This is a genomic window from Streptococcus ruminicola (genome assembly GCF_011387195.1).
GTDB lineage: Bacteria > Bacillota > Bacilli > Lactobacillales > Streptococcaceae > Streptococcus > Streptococcus ruminicola.
The window spans coordinates 328,238-344,768 of record NZ_CP046919.1; the positions used below are offsets into that span (position 1 = coordinate 328,238).

Genomic DNA, 16,531 nt, shown 5'->3' on the forward strand with positions numbered 1-16,531 from the left:
TTGGACATTTGCCTTTACGAATTCCTTTCAAACGTCTTATTGAAGAGTGGCAAGCGCATTTTTAGCAGCATCTTGCTCAGCTAATTTCTTAGATTTTCCGATTCCTTTACTTTTAGCTTCGTCATTGACATACACAGTCACTTCAAAGACTTTGGCATGTGCAGGACCAGATTCATTTGACACACGATAGTCAATAGTGACATCACCGTGGCCTTGCAATAATTCTTGCAATGTTGTTTTGTAATCTTTGACACGTTCAAAGTTACCTTTTTCAACTTGCGGAATCATGACTTGATTCAAAAATTTATTAACCGCTTCAACCCCTTGGTCCATCAAAAGGGCACCAAGAAAAGCTTCAAATAAGTCACCTAAGATAGTGTCGCGGTTTCGTCCACCAGATTTTTCTTCACCATTACCAAGTTTGATGAATTCATCAAAACCACAGTAGCGTGAAAAACCTGCTAATGATTCTTCACGAACAATAACAGAACGCATCTTAGACAAATCACCTTCTGGTTTCTTCGGATATTTTTTAAACAAATACTGAGAAATCAAAAGTTGAAGAACCGCGTCTCCTAAAAATTCCAAGCGTTCATTGTGTGAAATGTTTAGGAGGCGATGTTCATTAGCGTAAGATGTGTGAGTAAATGCAGTTTCAAGCAATGTTTTATCTTCAAATGCGATACCAAAGTCTCGCTGAAGTTTTGTATCTAAAGCTTGCATAAATAAATCTCCCTTCAAAAATTGGTCTATTTTTAATCAATTAAGCCTTTTCCAGACTAGTTTATTTAAAACATTAATTTTCCTTTTATAGACTATTTTATTATACCAGAAAGTTAGAAAAAATGGGAATTCTCGCTAAAATCCCTGTAATTCTTTTCTATTATAGGCACGTTTTTATGGTAACTATAAAAGCCTAGCGCTTTAGTGCTAGGCTTTTGTTCTTATAGACCTGCTAAAGGCGTTGCTTCATCAGGTGATGTATCAAAAACAGTCATGTCATGACCAACAGCAAAATCAGCTTGCATCAAGTTATTTTCCATGGTCATATGAGCCAATTCTTTGATATTATTTTCTTTACTCAAGTGTCCAAGATAAATTCTTTTTGTGCGATTGCCGATAGTACGAATCATGGTATCAGCACCATCTTCATTTGACAAGTGACCACGATCAGATAGAATACGTTGTTTCAAGCTCCACGGATAAGAACCCGCACGCAAAATCTCAACATCATGGTTTGACTCAATCAGATAACCATCAGCATTTTCAATCACACCCGCCATTCGGTCACTAACATAACCAGTATCTGTCAGAACGACAAATGACTTATTATCTTTCATCAAACGGTAAAATTGCGGATCGACAGCATCGTGACTGACTCCAAAACTTTCAATATCAATATCACCAAAAGTCAATGTTTTACCACGTTCAAAGACATGTTTTTGCCCAACATCAAGTTTTCCAATCATGTTGCGCTCATCAATCATTTGCCAAGTTTTGGCATTGGCATATACATCAAGATTGTATCTGCGAGCCAGCACTCCTACTCCTTTAATGTGATCAGAGTGTTCGTGCGTAATCAAAATAGCATCCAAATCTTCTGGTTTTCGGTCAATTTCAGCAAGAAGACTGGTAATTTTCTTACCAGTCAAACCTGCATCTATCAAAAGACGTTTTTGTGGCGTTTCCACATAAAATGAATTTCCAGTTGAACCGGAGGCTAAGACACTGTATTTAAAAGCATTCTCAGACATCTAGTCCTCGTCATCCTCCCATTCATCATAAATATCAGAATCCTTCTCATACGGAAGAACAATTGTAAATGTTGAGCCCTTACCATAGGTACTTTGAGCCCAAATAAATCCTTTATGTTGTTTGACAATTTCTTTAGCAATGGCAAGTCCAAGCCCTGAACCACCTTGGGCACGACTTCTAGCCTTATCAACACGGTAGAAACGGTCAAAGATTAACGGCAAGTCTTTCTTCGGAATACCAAGTCCTTCATCAGAAATCGAAATAATCAACTGAGTTTCAGTTGTCTTCATGCTAACAGTGATTTTACCACCGTCTGGTGAATACTTAATGGCATTATTTAGGATATTATCCAAGACCTGGGTCATCTTATCTGGGTCAATTTCAACCCAGATTGACTTGATCGGATAGTCTCTGACAATTTCGTATTGCTTGCCAGCAACCGTGTGTTGGCTCTTAATCTGGTCAAAACGATTCAAAATAGACGTCATAAAGGCTGTGAAGTTCGTCATTTCAACTTCTAATTGCACCGTTTGATTGTCGATTCGAGACAGATTAAGCAAATCAGAAATCATGCGAATCATACGGTTGGTTTCATCCAAAGAAACTTTAATGAAACTTGGTGCAATATCTTCTTTCAGAGCCCCTTCATCCAGTGCCTCAAGATAAGATTTAACCGAAGTCAGTGGCGTACGCAATTCATGACTAACGTTAGAAACGAACAAGCGACGTTCACGGTCTTCTTTTTCCTGTTCCGTTGTATCATGTAAAACAGCAATCAACCCTGAGATAAAGCCACTATCACGACGATTTAGCGCAAAACGAATTCGCAAAGTGATAAATTCACCTGTCTCATCACGGCGATTTAGAACAATCTCAGGTGTCTTAGAAACCAAATCATGGTAGGTATAATCGCTATCGTCCCCAAGAATATCAACAATATTCATTCCAAGAGCTTCTTCGCGTTCCAGATTAAGTTGCTGCTGAGCTGTCTGGTTAATCATGGTGATATTTCCAGAACGGTCAGTAGCCAAGACACCATCAGTCATGTAAGACAAAATACTAGCCAAACGATTTTTTTCCTGCGCAAGATTTTCCTGAGCCAAGCGAAAAACCGTTGACAAGTCATTTAACTGACCAGCAAGTTCAGCCAAATCTCTATCTTTTTCAATAATGATGTCTTCAGTGTATTTACCAGTGATAAGCTCACGAACCTTACCACTCAAACGACGAATATTAACTGAAGTTCGATAATCTCTTATCGCTAAATGAATAAAATATACAGCGACAAAAGCGAGCAAAAACAAGATTGCCTGCTCAAACAGATACTGATTCTGTGACATTATATTATTCATAAGACTTCATGTAATATCCAACACCACGACGTGTCAAAATGTATTCTGGACGACTTGGTGTGTCTTCGATTTTTTCACGTAAACGACGGATTGTTACGTCAACTGTACGGACATCACCAAAATAGTCATAACCCCAGACAGTTTCCAAAAGGTATTCACGCGTCATCACTTGTCCCATGTGGGTAGCTAAGTGATGAAGTAATTCAAATTCACGGTGTGTTAATTCAATGTCTTCGCCACGTTTTTGGGCAACAAAGGCATCAGGCAAAATCTTCAAATCGCCGATGGTAATTTCAGAATTTGATGAAGAAGCATTTTCCTCAGCGACGGCTGATTCGATGTTCTCAGTACGACGAAGGTGTGCTTTGACACGTGCTAACAATTCACGATTTGAGAAAGGTTTTGTAACGTAGTCATCTGCACCGATTTCAAGACCGATAACTTTATCGAACTCGCTATCTTTAGCAGAAAGCATAATAATCGGAATATGACTTGTTTTACGAACTTCTTTTGCAACTTCAAGTCCATCCAATTCTGGCAACATCAAATCCAAGATAATCAAATCAGGATTTTCTTCTTCAAATTTAGCAATTGCTTCACGACCATCAAAAGCCGTAACAGTTTCATAACCTTCTTTAGTTAAGTTAAATTTAATAATATCTGAAATTGGTTTTTCATCATCAACAATAAGAATTTTTTTCATATGTCACCTCTTCAATTCTATGTCAGTAGAATAAAAAATTCTCAAACAACAATTTCTATGTCATTTTATTTACAAAAATGACCTCTATCCTTAATTATATCAAAATTCAAGATTAATTGGAAACCTTGGATACTTTTGAAACCAGAACGTAACAATTGACCTTAAAATTCAATCTATTTTCCTTTATCACTTATTTAAATTTTCTGAAATATTTGACAGTTAACAAAGCAATGTGGTAAGATAAACTAACCCATCTTGTTAGATGTCAGAAAACCTAACAAGAAATTCTTATCTTTGAAAAGGAGACAAGTGTGGCACTTATTGAATTTAAAAACGTTGAAAAATACTATGGCGACTATCACGCCCTCAGAAATATTAACCTAGAAATCGAGAAAGGGCAGGTCGTAGTTCTTCTTGGCCCATCAGGTTCTGGTAAATCAACTCTTATCCGAACAATGAACGCACTCGAATCAATCGAAACAGGTAGCTTAAAGGTTAATGGACACGAATTAGCTAACGCTTCTGCCAAAGATTTGGTGCAACTTCGTAAAGAAGTCGGCATGGTTTTCCAACATTTTAACCTCTATCTGCACAAAACCGTGTTAGAAAATGTAACCTTAGCACCTATTAAAGTCCTTGGAAAATCAAAAGAAGAGGCAGAACAAATTGCGGAAAAATTCTTAACTTACGTTAATATGTGGGATCGTAAAGATTCTTATCCAGGCATGCTGTCTGGTGGTCAAAAACAACGTGTGGCAATCGCTCGTGGCCTAGCAATGCAACCAGAGCTCCTTCTCTTTGACGAACCAACATCAGCGCTTGACCCAGAAACTATCGGTGATGTTCTTGCTGTCATGCAAAATCTTGCTAAAGAAGGCATGAATATGGTTGTTGTTACCCACGAAATGGGCTTTGCTCGTGAAGTTGCTGATCGTATTATTTTCATGGCTGAAGGACAAATTCTCGTTGATACAACCGATGTTCAAGGTTTCTTTGATAATCCTACAGAGCCACGTGCTAAACAATTCTTGAGCAAAGTCATTAATCACACCAGTGATAATGTCTCTCAAAAATAAGGAGTCTCTTATGAAGAAAAAAATTTGTTTAGCCGTTCTAGCTAGTCTCTCATTGCTCTTTATGAGCTTTTTCACTGCTTCAAAAACTTTTGCTGATACAACATCTGAGCAGATTAAAAAAATCCAAGATGCTGGCGTTCTTAAAGTCGGTGTCAAGCAAGACGTCCCAAACTTCGGCTATTATTCAGCTGAGAGCGGCAAATATGAAGGAATGGAAATTGATTTAGCGAAAAAAATCGCTAAGACACTTGGTGTTAAAGTTGCTTACACAGCTGTTACAACTCAAACTCGTGAAGCCCTTCTTGATAACGGACAAATCGATCTTTTGATTGCCACTTATACAATTACTGATGAGCGTAAAGCTTCCTATGCTATTTCAAATCCTTACTATTATGACGAGATTGGCTTTTTAGTTAATACAGGTAAAGGTTTAAAAACAATCTCTGACCTCGATGGTAAAACTATCGGAGTAGCTCAAGGTTCAACAACTAAACTGACAATTGAAGAATACGGAAAAACACATAACTTAAAATTCAAATTTGTTCAACTTGGTTCTTTCCCAGAACTCGCTATTTCACTTCACGCGAAACGTATCGATGCTTTCTCAGTTGATAAGTCAATCTTGACTGGTTATGTCAGCAAAAAAACTGCCATTATCGATGAAGGTTTCAATACTCAAGAATACGGTATCGCAGCTAAAAAATCTAACCAAGCAACCATTGATTATGTCAATGACTTGCTAGCCAAGTGGAAAGCTGACGGTAGCCTGCAAAAGCTTTATGATAAATATGATTTAAAACCTGCAAAAGCAGAGAATAATTAAGAGAGGAGAATTGACATGTTTTTATTAACAACCGCAGCAGCGAGTCCATTTGCCCTCTCACGTTGGGCAGATTTCTTTGCCAACTTTGGTGAATTTGCTAAGGGCTTCCTATACACTTTAGGGATGTCATTTTGTGCTTTGCTTTTAGCATTTGTCCTCGGTGTGATTTTTGGTGCAATGTCATCATCAAAAAGCAAAGTCTTGAAAGCTATTGCGCGTGTTTATGTAGAAGTCTTTCAAAACACACCACTTTTGGTGCAATTTGTTTTCGTCTATTATGGTCTTGCCATTATGACTAATGGTCTTATCATGATTTCAACATTCTTTACAGCAGTCCTTTGCGTTGGACTTTATCACGGGGCATACATCGCCGAAGTCATTCGCTCAGGTATCGAAGCAGTTCCAAAAGGACAAACAGAAGCCGCACTATCACAAGGATTCACTTATAGTCAGACCATGAGTTTGATTATCCTACCACAAGCTGTGCGTACTATCTTGCCACCACTAACTAACCAAGTGGTTAACTTGATTAAAAATACTTCTACTGTTGCTATCATTTCAGGAGCAGATATCATGTTCACAGCCAAAGCTTGGGCTTACGAAACAACCAACTATGTTCCTGCATTTGCTGGTGCAGCACTCCTTTACTTCATCATGTGCTTCCCACTAGCAACTTGGGCGCGCCACAAAGAAGAAGAAAACAAAAAATCATATTCACTTTAGGAGGAGAATTAAATGTCAGTATTAACACCGACCAACCTTAGCTTCATCCTCCAAGGATTGTGGCTAACCATCTATATTTCATTTATTTCCATTGTACTCTCAACGCTTATCGGAACAGTGCTTGCCGTCATGCGAAATGGAAAAAATCCTGTACTTCATTTGATTTCAAGTATCTATATTGAATTTGTCCGCAATGTACCAAACTTGCTTTGGATATTCATTATCTTTCTTGTTTTCCAAATGAAGTCAACACCTGCTGGTATCACAGCCTTCACTGTCTTTACCTCTGCTGCTCTTGCAGAAATCATTCGTGGTGGTTTAAATGGTGTTGACCATGGACAAACAGAAGCTGGTCTAGCTCAAGGAATGACAAACTTCCAGATTTTTATCTACATTGTCTTCCCACAAGCTTTTCGTAAAATGTTGCCAGCTATCATTTCACAATTTGTAACAGTTATTAAAGATACTTCACTTCTTTACTCTGTTATCGCTATTCAAGAATTATTCGGTAAAAGTCAAATCTTGATGGGACGCTATTTCGAAGCCAGTCAAGTCTTTACCCTTTATGCTCTTATCGCTGCCATTTACTTTGTGATTAACTTTAGCATTTCAACGATTTCTCGTCGTTTAGCTAAAAAATGGGAAAAAGCAGCCGAATAAAACAACAAAAAACTCCAGCTTTAAAGCTGGAGCTTTTTTATTGGAATAAAGTAAGCAAATAGCTAAGTCCTTTGTAACCAATAATCGTATAGAGATAGAGTGTGACAGGTTTTGTAATCAGGAAAATCGTAACGAATTTCTTAAACGACATTTTCGATAACCCAGAAACCATGCAAAGAAAGTCATCTGGGAAACCAGGTAGAGCAAAAGCAGCTCCAAGAATCATCGCATAAGATTTCCCGTTATTCTTATCTAGATAACCAATATACTTATCGTAAGTCTCTTGGGAAACAAAAGCCTTCACAAATGTTTCTCCGTAACGTCTCGCTAAAGCAAAGGCGATAAGAGAACCAATAAAGATACCGGTGAAGTTATAAACGAATCCCCAAATCGGACCAAAAGCAATATAACCAATCACACTGGTCATCCCACCAGGAACAATTGGATAAATCACCTGAACCACTTGCAAAGCCATAAAAATCAGCGGTGCAAAGAGACCAAGATTTCCTAAATAACTTTGGAAAAGCCCGCCAACTTGGAAGTAAGCTGGGTGCTGTTTGAAGAAAATAAACAAAGCAATGGAGATAATAAATCCAATTCCAGTTAAAATCTGAATGTATTTTCTCTGTGATCCTGTTTCTGTCATCGCATCCCCTCCCTTAATTGTCGTAGTCTTATCGTCGCCAACTGATGAGTTTTAACCCAAATACTTCTAATAGGTAACTAATCAAAGCAAGTGGCAAAACGATTAATAGCAATATATACATAATCTTCTTTTTCATTCTGATATTACATTCAATTCAGCAATAGGATTGAATTCCTCTTTCATTTCATTCTTTACCAATACCAAGCCAAGGCTTATTTTTTCTTGTAATGTCGTTCGATGATAGAACCTGAAGAAGCATTGATAGTATAGGCATATGATTTTGAATTTGTTTCTAGTTTAACCACATAAGTTGCTGCTAAACCAGTTCTACTTTTTACAAATTCTTGTGATTTTATATCCTTACTCTTAATTCCTGCGTTTTGGTAAGCAATTTGTTTGATCTCATTTGTCGTTAACTTATAGCCAAATTGATGATAAGCATAAGTTCCTAAAAGCCCCAAAGCAAGTGAACCAAGTAAGACAAGAATAACCCAATACTTCTTAATTCCTTTCATCTTTTCCTCGCTTCAATATTGTAACCATATTATAACGAAGATTACTTGAGAAAGCTTGGATAAAGTCTCGAAAAGCTGTGGCAAAAGTGTGGCAAGTTTTGGCCTCAATTTAGTTTATCTTATTTTAAGGAATCTCCCGCTTACAAAAGTGTAAGAAAGATAAAAATACCTGCTGAGAACTAAGTCCCAACAGGTGTTTTTTTAATGCTGATGTAGTGGAAGAGTGATGACAAAGCAAGTTTCTTGGTCATCTGAGGTCACTTGAATGTCACCATGATGACGTTCGATGATTTCCTTAGTGATGGCAAGTCCTATACCAAAATGCCCTCCCTCACCTTTATAAAAACGTTCAAAAAGATGAGCTTTATCCTTATCAGAAATAGTTTTTCCATCATTTGATAAGCGAATTTCAAGCATTTGATTTTCTAACAATTCACAAGAAATGCTAACTGTCTTTTTAGCGTAACGAACCGCATTTGATAAGATATTAGCAATAGCTCGCTCGATAAGCTTTTCATCAGCTTCAATATCTAGATAGTCAGAAGCAAATCTATGTTCAAAGACAAGACCACGCGCATCTGCTTTGGCTTTTAAGTGCCAACTCACATCGTAAAGCAAATCAACCATATTGAAGTTTTCTAGTTTCAAAGGTTGCTGAGCGGATTCCATTTTGGACAAAGTCAAAATATCATCAACCAGCTCTGCCATTTTCCTGCTTTCGTCTAAAATCACACTAGCAGCTTCTTGGTCATCCGCAGCCACTCCTTCTTTAATAGCCTCTGCATAACCTTGAATGGACATGAGCGGAGTGCGCAGCTCGTGAGAAGAATTTTGGAAAAAGAGTTGCTGACTGCGCTGGTTAGCATCAATCATGTCATTCATCTTCTCAACAGTCTGACCAACTTCGTTAAATTCACGGTAAGCAAAATTTTCTGGCTGCAAATCACCTTCACGGTTACCGACGCGTAAAATGTAAGATTTCAAAGCACCAAAATGCTTATCTAATTTCCGTGAGGTTAAGAAGATGGTTATGATAGCAATCAAACCAACAATCACCATCAGCGAAAGCAGAAGGTAATTGATATAGGTTTCAAAGTCCGCAATCGGAGTGACATTGGCAAAGACAAAGACATAATAGTTTTGCGACTTACTGTCATCACTATCTTGCTTGATATAACTTTCTGAAAAGGTACCAGGGTATTCTTGCATCTTAACCATATAAGTCGAATCATAGACCTTAACCTTCTTAAAATGCTGCGAACTATTATCAAATTCATCATCAAACCAATCAATCGACTTGTTATCTGAAAAGTAATCAACGACTTTCTCAGAAATTTGCTTTTCAGACAAATCATAGGTTGATGCTGAAATGTATTTGATGTTAAAGTTTTCATCAACGATGGCGTACGTGGTTTCAAAGATATTACCATCTGAAATCTTTGGCAAATCCTCACCGACATAAAGTGCATCTAAAGTATCGTATTGATTTTGAATCGCTGTAAAAGCTTCTTCAGCCAGAAACAACTTTAACAAACCATTAAAGACTAGCAAAATAATGGCGAAGGAAGTAATCAAAATCGTCAATGGCTGCAAAAACAAGGTCGTTCGAAAACGCGATTGCCATCTTTTTTTCTTCGTCAAGTGATTGTCTTTCTTAATCTTTTTTCGTGAGCTTGAACCCATAGCCCCAAACCGTTTCAATAAGGACATGACTCTCAACCCCTCTCAATTTTTTGCGCAGGCGTTTGATGGTATCATCTGTCACACGTGTCTCGACGTCACTTTCATAGCCCCATACTTGACGCAAAAGGTCATCGCGCGATATTGCCTCCTCGCTATGTGACAACAAAACTTTCAAGAGTTCAAATTCTGTGTTCGTTAGCTTAATCATTTTTCCTTGATAACTAGCTGAGCGTTCTTTATCAGAAATCTCCAAGCCTTCATAAGTGAGTGGTTTATCTTCCTCATTAACACCATCTTTTACAACTGGTTGGCGCGCTAAAATAGCTTTGACGCGCAAGCTTAATTTCAAGGGTGAAAATGGTTTGGTAAAATAATCATCAACCCCAGCTGAAAAGCCCTTCACAAAATCATCATCACTATCACGCGCGGTTAAAAGAATAATAGGCACCTCAGAGCGTTTGCGCAACATAGCCGCAATATCAATACCACTTGTTCCTGGCATCATAACATCAAGAATAACCACATCCGCTTCTTCTTCCATAAAACGCAAAAGCAACTGGTCACCTGTTTCAAAGACTTCAACTTCTAAGCCTTGATCGCGCAAAAATGAGGCAATCAAATCACGAATATTCTTCTCATCATCTGCTACATAAACCTTTGCCATAGAACACCTCGACTTGCTTAATTTCTTACCTTCATCATACCATAATTCCTCTCAAAAGCTCCAAAGCTAGCTAAACTTGCCACAAAAATCTTACAATTTGAGACCCCGTTTTTCCTTGATTTCCCTGAAAAAGTAAAGTAGAATTACCCTGACCTAGTAAGAATTATTAGATTTTTTTAGTATTAGATTTCAGGAGATAGCAAATAAGATTTCTGGCTTATCAATCAAAGAGGTTGAAGAACGCCTAAAAAATGGTCAAAATAATAAAATGGTTGACGAAAATGCGGCAACAACAAGCTCTATCATTCGCCAAAATATTTTCACCTACTTCAATTTAATCTTTGCCATTATCAGCCTATTATTGATTATCGCTGGTTCTTTTAAAAGTTTAACTTTTTTACCTGTTATCATCATTAACATTATCATCGGAATCGCTCAACAACTGCGCTCTAAAAAAGTATTAGACCAGCTGAATGTCATTTCAAAATCATCCTACCAAGTTATCAGAGATGGTAAATACCAATCTGTCCCTATTGATGAATTGGTGCTTGATGACATCATTTTACTAGATGAAGGAAGGCAAATTCCTGCCGATGCCACTTTAGTCGACGGGAAAGTATCCGTCAACGAATCTCTTCTAACAGGTGAAGAAGATGAAATTGAAAAAGTAATCGGTAGTGATTTAAAATCAGGTAGCTCTATTATCTCAGGAAAATGCCTCGCAAAACTAACCGCAGTCGGAAACGATTCATATGCCGCCAAGCTAACGCAAAAAGCTAAAGAAGTCAAACACAAAAAAACAGATATGATTCGTGCTATCGAAGGCATCATCAAATTTGCTGGAATTATCATTATTCCTATCGGCATTACCTTATTTAGCCAGTCGTTATTTTTAAATCACAAAACGTTTAGCGACAGTATTGTCTCAACAGTCGGTGCTTTGATTGGGATGATTCCTGAAGGGCTTTATTTACTGGTAACTGTTGCTCTTGCTATCAGTGCAATGAAATTAGCTAGAAAAAAAGTTTTGTTACACGACATGAAAAGCATTGAATCTTTAGCTCGTGTTGACATTTTATGCGTGGATAAGACAGGAACCATCACAGCCAATAAAATGACCGTAACAGACCTTATCTTACCTGAGCATGTCGCACAAAAAGATTTAACCATTAACCAAGAAATTCTTTCTAAATACATCAATACTATCCCTGATTCTAATATTACAATGTTGGCTTTGCGAGAATATTTCACCTCGAAAGAAGCTTTTAAAAATGCTGAAGCAACTCCATTCTCATCCAAAGTCAAATATTCTCAAATCAAAACAGAAAATGCCACTTATCGTTTAGGAGCTCCAGATATCTTACTAAATCAGGACATGCTAGAAGTCAATCAAGCCAAACTCACTCAATATGCCTCAGACGGTAAACGCATCTTAGCTTTAGTTGAAATGACCAAAGACCATGCAGTACCACTTCTATTTGTAGCTATAAAAAATGATATCCGAGCAAACGCTAAAGAAATTTTTTCATTCTTCAATGAAAACGACGTTGCCATTAAAGTCATATCTGGTGATAACCCTCTAACCGTTTCAAAAATTGCTAATCAAGCAGGGATTTTAGATTCAGAAAACTACATCGATGCCAGTACTTTAAAAACTAAGGAAGACATTGAAAAAGCTGCGTTAAGTCATACTATTTTTGGACGAGTGACTCCCGAACAAAAAAAAGTTTTGGTGCTTGCCTTCAAAAAGAACAAATACAAAGTCGCAATGACTGGAGACGGTGTCAATGATATCTTAGCGATGAAAGAAGCTGATTGCTCAATTGCAATGGGAAGTGGTAGCGAAGCAGCTCGTCAAGCAGCCCAGGTGGTCTTGCTTGATTCAGATTTTTCAAAAATGAAAGATATTGTCTCTCAAGGTCGCCAAATTATTAACAACATCACTCGTTCAGCAACCTTATTCTTATACAAGAATATCTTTTCAATGTTGCTAGCTATCTTTTCAATCATTACGATTTTTACTTATCCCCTTGCTCCTACTCAAGTCTCTCTCATCTCAATGTTCAATATCGGGATTCCAGCATTCTTACTGTCATTAGAAACAAACACTGTCAAGAAAAATCAGAACTTCCTAAAAGAAACTATTCTGACAGCTCTTCCAGCTTCGCTCACTTCATTTTCAGCCATTGCTTGCTTGGTTGTATTCGGTCAATTGTTTGACATTCCACAAAACGATATCGGTATCGCCAGCACTTACCTGCTCGCCGTTGTTGGTTTCTTGATTTTGAGAAATGTTTCAAGACCTCTCAACAAGTATAAGATTTCTATTTTTATCACTTGCTTTGCTGGTTTCATTATTTGTAGTCTTATTCCATCGCTACGCTCACTATTCATGCTAAATGAATTCAGCAATGAAAGCATGGTGCTTTGCCTCATTTTTGCTCTTGCTGAAGTAACCGTGATGAGAAGCTTGACTTTCTTATTTGAAAATATCCCGAGCGCTCTTTCGAAATGCCGATTAGCCATTCAAAAACTGTTCGCGGATTAATCCTACGAACAATTGCGCAAATCTTTTCGAAATCTTCGAATCAGTTGTTTTACCATTTGATAGCTGCTACGCCCTTGTCTGGCGTAGTGGCCTTTTTTATTAAAATAGCTGCGCTCCCAATCTGTGTGACGACGGCGCTTAATCCAGAGCGGTGCTAGAAATGCATTGCCTTGATTGGCTAAAATGCGCTTACGAAAAAGTGGGTCATGACGTTTTATCGCTGCAACGTCAAGTTCATAGTGTCTCTGGTCGTTATGATTGGCATAGTTAAAACTAGCTCCGTTAATAATACCATTATGAGTCTGACCTTGCGGGTCGATTTCATTAGCAAAATGCCCCCTACTATCTAAGATAAATTCTGTGTGAAAAGCCAGCAAAATTTTTAGATTAATTGGCAGCTCAAATCCTAAAATGGCACGTTTGGGTGCTTTGTTATGGAGCCTAGCTGATTCTGTCAAATCAAAATCAAATCGCCTCCGCCAAAACCGTCGCTCTTTTTTATCTTTTAAGTAAGCTAGCATCGATTGCCAATCTGACTTAGCAGGAAATTCTTCTCTGACCCACTGAGCTTGGTAAGCAGAAATCACATAGCGACATTGATGCACTTGGTGCGCTAATAAATTGTCCTCAGCCATGCTCTCTCCTGGGTAAGCCACTTGAACAAGTCTTGCTAACTCACTCCAAAAAGGGTGATTGGGCGTGAGGTTATCCGAAAATTGATTTAAAAGCTTACGAGTCTGGGCAATCTCGCCAGATAATTCTTCTGGCATTTCTAAGATGTCCATTAATTCTTGTAGTACAAGTCGTGCTTTGTCACTTGTGCTTGCAGCTTTGCTATTTTCCCAAAAGTAGAAAAAGTCTTTATCTCCGATTTTCATAGGTCAATTATAGCACATTACAGCGCTAACACCTTTTTTAAAGGGGCTTATGATAAAATAGTTATAGATGAAGGGGAATTTATGAAGACATTAACTGAAGAGGCCTTTGCCCGCACTTTAAAAGACATTATGCAGGAAAAATCCTTTGACAAAGTAACTGTGACAGAGTTGGTTCAGCGCATGCATGTCAATCGTCAAACCTTTTACTATCATTTCAATGATTTGTATGACCTGCTTGAAAAGATATATATTTCAGATGGTGAGCAAATGATTGGTGATAACCGAACAGACGATTCTTGGGAAAAAGGCATGCTTGCGATTTTTCAATACATTTTAGCCAACAAAGCGTTTGTCTGCAACACCTATTATTCTATCAATCGTAATTATTTGGAGCATTTTTTATATGACCGAGCTTATGACTTAATCAAACCAGTCCTAAAAGCCAAAAATCCTGACTTAAGTGCCAGTGAACTTGATTTTAGGGTTCATTTTTGCAAATATGGCTTGGTTGGTTTTATCCTTGATTGGATTGATTCAGGATTACAAGAAAATCCTGATACCTTAGCCAAGCGTATTTATCAACTTTTGAATCACTAGACAAAGTCAGCTAAGTGTCAAAAATTTAGACAGGAAAGATTTCCTGTCTATTTTATTTTCTCAAAGAAAGCGTTTTAATAAAGGTGATTTTAACAAAGGAGTTGACATGTATGTATTATTCAAATGGTAATTATGAAGCATTTGCTCGTCCTAAAAAACCTGAAAACGTCGATGGCAAATCAGCCTATATTGTCGGAAGTGGCTTAGCAGCTCTTTCTACAGCAGTCTTTCTTGTCCGTGATGCCCAAATGCCTGGCGATCACATTCATATTCTAGAAGAATTGAGTCTTCCCGGTGGTAGCATGGATGGTATCAAAAACGATCGCTTAGGCTATATTATTCGTGGCGGTCGTGAAATGGAACCTCACTTTGAAGTGCTCTGGGACTTATTCCGCTCCATTCCTTCCCTTGAAAATCCAGACCATTCAATCTTGGATGAATTCTACTGGCTCAACAAAGAAGACCCTTGTTATGCCAAGACACGCATCATTTGCAATCGTGGTAAAGCTCTTCCTAACGATGGTCAACTAACCCTTTCTGAAAAAGCTATCAAGGAAATTATTGATTTGATTTTGATGCCTGAAAGCAAACTGGAAAATGTTCAAATCGACCAAGTTTTTGATGACGAATTTTTCAATTCTAATTTCTGGCTCTACTGGTGTACAATGTTTGCCTTTGAACCTTGGTCAAGTGCCATGGAAATGCGTCGTTATCTCATGCGCTTTATTCAACACGTTGGTTGCCTAAAAAATCTTTCTTCTCTTCGCTTCACCAAATACAACCAATACGAATCTTTGATTTTACCAATCGTCCACTACTTATCTGAACATGGTGTTGATTTTAGTTATGATACTACCGTGACAAATATTTTAGTTAACCGCAAAGGCAATAAAAAAGTGGCAAGCAAGCTTGAATTCACAAAAGCAGGTCAAGCAAAAGAGCTCTTTTTAAGTGAAAATGATTTGGTCTTTGTCACAAATGGTTCAATCACCGAAAGCACAACTTATGGTGACAACGACCACCCAGCCCCAGTTAAACACGAATTAGGTGCTAGCTGGGAACTCTGGCAAAAATTGGCTGCCCAAGATGAAAGTTTTGGTCACCCAGAAAAATTCTGCCAAAACATTCCAGATGCTAACTGGACTATCTCAGCTACCATCACTTTCAAGGACAAACGTATCGCACCTTACATCGAAGCCGTTAACCACAAAGACCCATACAGTGGCTCAATCGTAACCAGCGGTCCAACAAGCATTAAAGATTCTAACTGGCTCCTTGGCTATTCTATCAGCCGTCAACCGCATTTCAAAGTTCAAAAAGATAATGAACTGGTCGTTTGGCTTTACCCTCTTTACACAGACCGTAAGGGAAATTACATTGCAAAACGCCCTGATGAATGTACTGGTAAAGAACTTTGCCAAGAATGGCTCTACCACATGGGAGTCCCTGAAACTGAAATTGCAGAAATTGCTGACACTGCTTCAACTATTCCTTGCCACATGCCTTACATCACTACTTACTTCATGCCACGTAGCTTGAATGACCGTCCATTAGTAGTACCAAAAGATAGTCAAAACTTAGCCTTTATTGGTAACTATGCCGAAACACCTCGTGACACTGTCTTTACTACAGAATACTCTGTCAGAACCGCTATGGAAGCCGTCTACACACTACTTGATGTTGACCGCGGTGTACCTGAAGTCTTCGCTTCTGCCTTTGATGTTCGCATGCTACTCAATGCCCTTTACTATCTCAATGACAAAAAATCACTAACAGAAATTGATATTCCTTGGGCAGAAAAAGCCGTCCTCAAAGAAGCTCTTAAGAAAGTTCACGGCACTTATATCGAAGAATTACTCAAAGAATACCACTTGTTATAATCATCCATAATAAAGTTTTTATCACTAA

General features: G+C 38.1%; 16 protein-coding genes. 7 read left to right on the forward strand and 9 right to left on the reverse strand.

The window, feature by feature from the left end; genetic code table 11:
* Window positions 1-36 precede the first annotated feature (36 nt).
* From rnc to yycF, 4 genes are all read right to left on the reverse strand, one after another.
* On the reverse strand, window positions 37-723 hold the full coding sequence (gene rnc, locus GPZ88_RS01745; protein ID WP_020917219.1) for a ribonuclease III: 687 nt from the start codon (window positions 721-723) through the stop codon (window positions 37-39).
* Window positions 724-944: 221 nt separating this feature from the next.
* Window positions 945-1,754, reverse strand: a complete 810-nt coding sequence (locus GPZ88_RS01750) for an MBL fold metallo-hydrolase (RefSeq protein WP_074602529.1) — start codon at window positions 1,752-1,754, stop codon at window positions 945-947.
* Window positions 1,755-3,107 carry a cell wall metabolism sensor histidine kinase VicK gene (gene vicK / locus GPZ88_RS01755; protein ID WP_166043168.1) on the reverse strand — a complete coding sequence of 451 codons (1,353 nt, stop codon included), beginning with the start codon at window positions 3,105-3,107 and terminating at the stop codon, window positions 1,755-1,757.
* Window positions 3,100-3,810 carry a response regulator YycF gene (yycF, locus tag GPZ88_RS01760; RefSeq protein ID WP_039696509.1) on the reverse strand — a complete coding sequence of 237 codons (711 nt, stop codon included), beginning with the start codon at window positions 3,808-3,810 and terminating at the stop codon, window positions 3,100-3,102. Before yycF ends, vicK begins: the two co-directional genes overlap by 8 nt.
* Window positions 3,811-4,121: 311 nt before the next feature.
* Between yycF and GPZ88_RS01765 the strand changes: the two genes are divergently transcribed.
* Genes GPZ88_RS01765 through GPZ88_RS01780 form a run of 4 tightly spaced genes read left to right on the forward strand, consistent with a single transcriptional unit; the run spans window position 4,122 to window position 7,092 of the window.
* Entirely contained in the window at window positions 4,122-4,886 is a 765-nt protein-coding gene (locus tag GPZ88_RS01765; protein ID WP_166043170.1) for an amino acid ABC transporter ATP-binding protein, read from the forward strand.
* A 10-nt stretch (window positions 4,887-4,896) separates the two neighbouring features.
* On the forward strand, window positions 4,897-5,709 hold the full coding sequence (locus GPZ88_RS01770; RefSeq protein ID WP_166043172.1) for a transporter substrate-binding domain-containing protein: 813 nt from the start codon (window positions 4,897-4,899) through the stop codon (window positions 5,707-5,709).
* 15 nt (window positions 5,710-5,724) lie between these two features.
* Entirely contained in the window at window positions 5,725-6,432 is a 708-nt protein-coding gene (locus GPZ88_RS01775; protein ID WP_039696506.1) for an amino acid ABC transporter permease, read from the forward strand.
* A 12-nt stretch (window positions 6,433-6,444) separates the two neighbouring features.
* Entirely contained in the window at window positions 6,445-7,092 is a 648-nt protein-coding gene (locus tag GPZ88_RS01780) for an amino acid ABC transporter permease (protein WP_006532766.1), read from the forward strand.
* 37 nt (window positions 7,093-7,129) lie between these two features.
* On the opposite strand, the gene GPZ88_RS01785 is transcribed toward GPZ88_RS01780, so the two are convergent.
* The 4 genes from GPZ88_RS01785 to GPZ88_RS01800 all read right to left on the reverse strand — a co-directional run bounded on the left by GPZ88_RS01785 (window position 7,130) and on the right by GPZ88_RS01800 (window position 10,600).
* Entirely contained in the window at window positions 7,130-7,738 is a 609-nt protein-coding gene (locus tag GPZ88_RS01785) for a TVP38/TMEM64 family protein (RefSeq protein WP_006532767.1), read from the reverse strand.
* A gap of 212 nt (window positions 7,739-7,950) precedes the next feature.
* Entirely contained in the window at window positions 7,951-8,253 is a 303-nt protein-coding gene (locus tag GPZ88_RS01790; protein ID WP_157629244.1) for a hypothetical protein, read from the reverse strand.
* A 201-nt stretch (window positions 8,254-8,454) separates the two neighbouring features.
* Window positions 8,455-9,936 (reverse strand): sensor histidine kinase, encoded by a 1,482-nt coding sequence (locus tag GPZ88_RS01795; RefSeq protein ID WP_166044334.1) that lies wholly within the window; start codon window positions 9,934-9,936, stop codon window positions 8,455-8,457.
* Window positions 9,908-10,600 carry a response regulator transcription factor gene (locus GPZ88_RS01800; protein WP_166043174.1) on the reverse strand — a complete coding sequence of 231 codons (693 nt, stop codon included), beginning with the start codon at window positions 10,598-10,600 and terminating at the stop codon, window positions 9,908-9,910. Before GPZ88_RS01800 ends, GPZ88_RS01795 begins: the two co-directional genes overlap by 29 nt.
* 268 nt (window positions 10,601-10,868) lie before the next feature.
* Between GPZ88_RS01800 and GPZ88_RS01805 the strand changes: the two genes are divergently transcribed.
* Window positions 10,869-13,148 (forward strand): HAD-IC family P-type ATPase, encoded by a 2,280-nt coding sequence (locus GPZ88_RS01805; RefSeq protein ID WP_240915103.1) that lies wholly within the window; start codon window positions 10,869-10,871, stop codon window positions 13,146-13,148.
* A 2-nt stretch (window positions 13,149-13,150) separates the two neighbouring features.
* Here the strand turns inward: GPZ88_RS01805 and GPZ88_RS01810 are convergent, their stop codons facing one another.
* Window positions 13,151-14,026 (reverse strand): DUF3114 domain-containing protein, encoded by an 876-nt coding sequence (locus GPZ88_RS01810; RefSeq protein ID WP_166043176.1) that lies wholly within the window; start codon window positions 14,024-14,026, stop codon window positions 13,151-13,153.
* 81 nt (window positions 14,027-14,107) lie between these two features.
* Between GPZ88_RS01810 and GPZ88_RS01815 the strand changes: the two genes are divergently transcribed.
* The gene (locus GPZ88_RS01815) at window positions 14,108-14,623 is read left to right on the forward strand and encodes a TetR/AcrR family transcriptional regulator (protein WP_006532773.1); all 516 of its coding nucleotides are present in this window, start codon (window positions 14,108-14,110) and stop codon (window positions 14,621-14,623) included.
* A 110-nt stretch (window positions 14,624-14,733) separates the two neighbouring features.
* The gene (locus GPZ88_RS01820) at window positions 14,734-16,503 is read left to right on the forward strand and encodes an oleate hydratase (protein WP_166043178.1); all 1,770 of its coding nucleotides are present in this window, start codon (window positions 14,734-14,736) and stop codon (window positions 16,501-16,503) included.
* The last annotated feature ends 28 nt before the right edge of the window (window positions 16,504-16,531 follow it).